The organism is Bacteroidota bacterium, assembly GCA_018831055.1.
GTDB lineage: Bacteria > Bacteroidota > Bacteroidia > Bacteroidales > B18-G4 > M55B132.
In genome coordinates this window covers 1-4,472 of record JAHJRE010000104.1, presented here as the reverse complement: position 1 = coordinate 4,472, position 4,472 = coordinate 1, and the positions used below count along the sequence as shown (strand labels likewise).

Genomic DNA, 4,472 nt, shown 5'->3' with positions numbered 1-4,472 from the left:
GAAGATACTGAAAAGAACAGTGTTCATATTGCTTGTTCTTATCATGCCCGTTGCCTTTGCTATTCATACCGTTACTTCCTGGCTGTTCGCAGTTAATCCCAGAGCAGGATGGCACAGTACCATTTTCGGACCCTATTTCGTTGCCGGTGCCTTTATGGTCGGAGCTGCCGCAGTGATCGTAGCTATGTATGTTTTCAGAAAAACGAGGAAAAACATGGAAAACTACATCACCGATAAACACTTCAGCATGATGGGAAAACTACTTGCCCTGACAGGCATCGTTTATCTCTATTTCAACATCAATGAATACCTGGTACCGGGCTACCTGATGGAAAAACGGGAAGGGGCGCACCTCATCGACCTTTTCCTGGGACACGATGCCTTACTGTTTTGGGCCACACAAATCGGCGGACTCGTTTTGCCAATTATCCTGCTGATTTTTAAACCGTTCCGAAAACCCCTGCCTGCCGCCATTATTGCTGTTGCAGTGGTATTCTTTGCCTGGACGAAACGATATCTTATTGTAGTCCCTACCCAGTTTAACCCAAGTTTCCCCATACAAAACGTACCGGAAAGCTGGCATCATTATATCCCTACCTATTACGAAATCACTATCACCATGATGACCATCGGCATCATCTTGCTGCTGATCACCTGGTTTGCAAAATATTTCCCCATAGTACCGGTATGGGAAACCATGAAAGACAAAGGAATACAGGACAAAATGCTCGATGGTTATCATGAAGATGAAAACAAAGAATAATATGAATAAGCATCATTCCGATATTATAAGCGTATTCTCAGGATTCAGGCTGATCCTGTTCAGCGTATTGATCTTCGCCTCGCTGTTTCTGCTGGCGCAATCGGCTGATTTCCCTCCCTGGCCCGTTCCGGATGAAGCCAACGAGATCACCAATCCTGTTCCTGCCGACAAAAAATCCCTTGAAGAAGGAATGGCCTATTACAACATCAACTGCAAGGCCTGTCATGGCGATTTTGGCTTGGGCGACGGTGTTATCCCTGCTGCCAACCTTGTTAGTAAAGCAACCCAGGATCAATCCGACGGGGCATGGTTTTACAAGCTCCAGGAAGGAAGAGGTCAAATGCCCAGCTTCCGCACCGCGAAAGAAACCGACCTGTGGAATGTGATCAATTACATGAGAAGCCTTGCCACACCAAGGGAAGAGATCGTAAGAAAGAACGCGGTCATGAAACTCGTCTTCACCGAGGGCGATAGCCTGAATGAGGTTACGGCTATGGTTTATGAAATCCTGGAAGACAGCAGCGAAGTGCCTGCCGGTGAAATGAAGGTGGGCTTCTTCGTGAAAAGGCTTTTCGGAGACCTCAGGATAGGCGGCGACCGCACGTATACCAACGAACAGGGGACGGTAACCATCACTTTCCCGGATGACCTTCCCGGGGACACTGAAGGTATGCTGACCGTGATTGTAAGGCTGGAAGATATGGAATTCAACCCTCTGGAACTTCAGGAAAACATAAACTGGGGATTAACAAAGGGATCTTATTGGACAGAGGAAAGAGCACTTTGGAAAGACAATGCCTACGTCCCCTGGTGGGTTCTCCTTTCCTATGCAGGTATAACCGGCGGGGTTTGGATTACCATTGTTTATGTAATGCTGCAACTGAAAAAGATCCACGATATGAACCGCAGCAAAAGCAAAGCCTAATAAAGGATATTATCAATCGAGACCAACAACATTATCATCAGTAGAAATATATTGATCTTCATGAAGGCCCTTCCCGAAAGGAAGGGCTTTCTGCTATCCGGCATATCCAGGAAGGATAGCGGTAAAGCCAGGCCCAGCACTACTGATAAAACTTTACCTGCCAGACTCGTGAATACACCTGCAAAAGGCAGAAGAATGGCAGCAACCGCGGTACCCAGCGTCCAGATGAAAATAATGCGGCGGATCTGCATCTCCGTGAACCTGGTAGTAAGGGTTGGTAAACCGGCCTTTTCGTAATCGGTTCCGAATTTCAACAACAGCATAATAAAATGCGGTACCTGCCAGATAAAAAAGAAAAATGCCATTGCCAGAATGGGTATGGATAGTGCATTACCTCCTGCCGAAACCCAGCCGATCACCGGAGGTAAGGCCCCGATTAACGACCCGGCCACCACTGCAAAAACGCTTACTTTTTTTAAAGGCGTGTAAACGGCATTGTACCAGAAAAATGCCAGCCATCCCAGAAAAAGCGCACAAACAGGTGTGAAAAAAAGCAAAATTGCAGTTCCTGCAAGAAAAAACACGATCACAACCATCAAAGCACCCAAAAAGCTTATGTGGCCTGCCGGCAACGGACGTTGCCTGGTACGTAGCATAATCGTATCCAGACGTTTCTCCTGAATCTGATTTAAAGCCGATGAAGCCGCTGCTAACAGGAATACTCCTAGGACGGGCGCAATAAAGCCGGCATCCAATGCCTTGCTGAACATGACATAGCCTGTGAAGGTGCTCAATGTCACCGCAAAAGTGATCCTGAATTTTATCAGAGCAAAAACAGCCCCGGCGTACCCGGGAGCATTACTTCTGTTCATCCGCAAGGGATTTGATGTACTTCACGATGATGTCAATGTCTTCATCGCTGATCTGGTCCTTGTAAGAAGGCATCAGGCCCAGGGAGTAACCTTTGACCACATCTTCGTTGGGCTCTGTGATGGATTTCTTAAGATACTCTTCGTCGGCAACGATTTCGCGTTCCTTTCCTGCCGTTATAACAAGCTTTTTGCTGTTATACAATCCCTTGAACGTGGATCCTACCAACTTACTGCCGTCTGTTGAATGGCAACCGATGCAGCCGTTGGCTTTGGTAACTTCATACCATAACTCTGCATTGTCCTTTTTCAGGCTGTCTTCAGGCAGCTCATACCACGCCAGGTACTCCTCATCCGGTATCACGTCAATCTTAGTGATCATAAATGCATGCCGTAACCCGCAATACTCGGCACACAGGATATCATACGAACCCTCTTTTTGAGCTACGAACCACATAGTGTTGGTCCGACCGGGCACCACATCTTTCTTTATGCGGAAGGCAGGAATATAAAGGTTGTGCAATACATCCTGAGAAACCAGATCAAGCTTTACCGGTTTGTTATAGGGAACAATCAAACGATCACTCTTGCGCCCGTTATCGTATTCAAAAGTCCAGCTCCACATCCTGGCTATGGCCGTTATCTCTATAGCTTCGTCAGGGATTTGTTCCATAGGTTTGTAACCTATGTAACCAAACCAGAACATGATCAATACCAGGATTACAGGAATGACCGTCCAGATGATCTCCAGAGTGACACTGCCTTCAATATTGGCTGGAACGGGGTGGCGCTTTTTGTTGTAACGAATAATGAAATACACCATAGTTACTGTTATCAGAACCAACAGCACCACCGATATGCCGAAAATCACGTAAAAGGCGAGGTCAACCCCCTGAGAAAAATTGGATGCTCCAGGATTCATATCATTTCCTCCTATCTGAATGAGTAATCAAAAAACAATATTGCGAGAAACGCAATGAACACAAAGGCCATAATACCTACCATGATCCTGAACCATGGCTTTTCAAATTTCAGGTGCATAAAGAAATAGCCTACCAGGTATGTTTTTGCGGTGGCCACTAGCAACGCGATTACCACCGTAAGATCATGAAAATCGAACTGGGCGATTTCAATGGTGACGAAAGTAAGGATCAACAGGTCGATCCATACCAGAATATTATTCTTATAACCGAAAACATGATTTGTATGCTCTGCCATAATCACATTATTTTATCAGGTATAACAAGGGAAACAGGAAAATCCAGATCACATCCACCAAATGCCAGTATAACCCGCCGTTTTCCAGGAGGGTGTAATTATCCTGGGTGATGGTGCCCCGCATGATATAAACCGCCATAAATGACAAAATGATCAGCCCAACCAGGATATGCAAGCCATGCAAGCCCGTCATGAAAAAATACAGGTAAAAAAACTGGGCTTCGCCGTGGGGCAGTTCGAAAAAATGCTCGGTACCCGGGAAGAGCCCGTGTTCTATCTTGGCACTGTATTCGAAATACTTGTTTACCAGGAAGGCAAGGGCAAAGACCAGGGTCAACCCGAGCAGTATGAGACTTTTCTTCTTATCTCCTTTTTGTATGGCGGTGATCGACATGGCCACCGTAAGACTGCTTGTAAGCAGTATTACAGTGTTTGCTGCCCCGAAAAACAGACTGAGTTCGGCGGAAGCATGATGAAAATCCTCCGGGTGCATAAAACGGTAAACGGCGTATACTGCAAAGAGACCTCCGAAAAGGATCACCTCGGTAAACAGAAAGAGCCACATCCCCATGCGGGAGCCTTCATCATCACGATGGATCATATGTCCTGCATGACTTGTACTCGTATGGTTTGCTGCATTCATGACTATTCGCTTTTTGAATGGTATTTATACGGTCCTTCGGTAACGGTGGGCGTT

General features: G+C 46.3%; 6 protein-coding genes. 2 read left to right on the top strand and 4 right to left on the bottom strand.

The annotated features are described in order from the left end of the window. Together nrfD and KKA81_06535 are read left to right on the top strand one after the other, a co-directional pair. The coding region (gene nrfD / locus KKA81_06540) for a polysulfide reductase NrfD (protein ID MBU2650574.1) at positions 1–763 on the top strand (763 nt) is incomplete at its 5' end. 1 nt (position 764) lies between these two features. Continuing rightward, positions 765–1,688, top strand: a complete 924-nt coding sequence (locus KKA81_06535) for a cytochrome c (GenBank protein MBU2650573.1) — start codon at positions 765–767, stop codon at positions 1,686–1,688. Here the strand turns inward: KKA81_06535 and KKA81_06530 are convergent. The 4 genes from KKA81_06530 to KKA81_06515 are packed head-to-tail and all read right to left on the bottom strand — an operon-like array spanning position 1,685 to position 4,376. Further along, positions 1,685–2,560, bottom strand: a complete 876-nt coding sequence (locus tag KKA81_06530) for a protoheme IX farnesyltransferase (GenBank protein MBU2650572.1) — start codon at positions 2,558–2,560, stop codon at positions 1,685–1,687. The genes KKA81_06535 and KKA81_06530 overlap by 4 nt on opposite strands. Next, positions 2,547–3,479, bottom strand: a complete 933-nt coding sequence (coxB, locus tag KKA81_06525) for a cytochrome c oxidase subunit II (protein MBU2650571.1) — start codon at positions 3,477–3,479, stop codon at positions 2,547–2,549. Before coxB ends, KKA81_06530 begins: the two co-directional genes overlap by 14 nt. An 11-nt stretch (positions 3,480–3,490) precedes the next feature. After that, positions 3,491–3,775 carry a cytochrome C oxidase subunit IV family protein gene (locus tag KKA81_06520; protein ID MBU2650570.1) on the bottom strand — a complete coding sequence of 95 codons (285 nt, stop codon included), beginning with the start codon at positions 3,773–3,775 and terminating at the stop codon, positions 3,491–3,493. 7 nt (positions 3,776–3,782) lie between these two features. Further along, positions 3,783–4,376: a cytochrome c oxidase subunit 3 family protein gene (locus KKA81_06515; protein MBU2650569.1), complete on the bottom strand. Its 594-nt coding sequence runs from the start codon at positions 4,374–4,376 to the stop codon at positions 3,783–3,785. Positions 4,377–4,472 lie beyond the last annotated feature (96 nt).

Coding starts and splice junctions, on each gene's coding strand:
- KKA81_06515 (MBU2650569.1), bottom strand. CDS start 4,376: ATGATCCATCGTGATGATGAAGGCTCCCGCATGGGGATGTGGCTCTTT.
- coxB (MBU2650571.1), bottom strand. CDS start 3,479: ATGAATCCTGGAGCATCCAATTTTTCTCAGGGGGTTGACCTCGCCTTT.
- KKA81_06520 (MBU2650570.1), bottom strand. CDS start 3,775: ATGGCAGAGCATACAAATCATGTTTTCGGTTATAAGAATAATATTCTG.
- KKA81_06530 (MBU2650572.1), bottom strand. CDS start 2,560: ATGAACAGAAGTAATGCTCCCGGGTACGCCGGGGCTGTTTTTGCTCTG.
- KKA81_06535 (MBU2650573.1), top strand. CDS start 765: ATGAATAAGCATCATTCCGATATTATAAGCGTATTCTCAGGATTCAGG.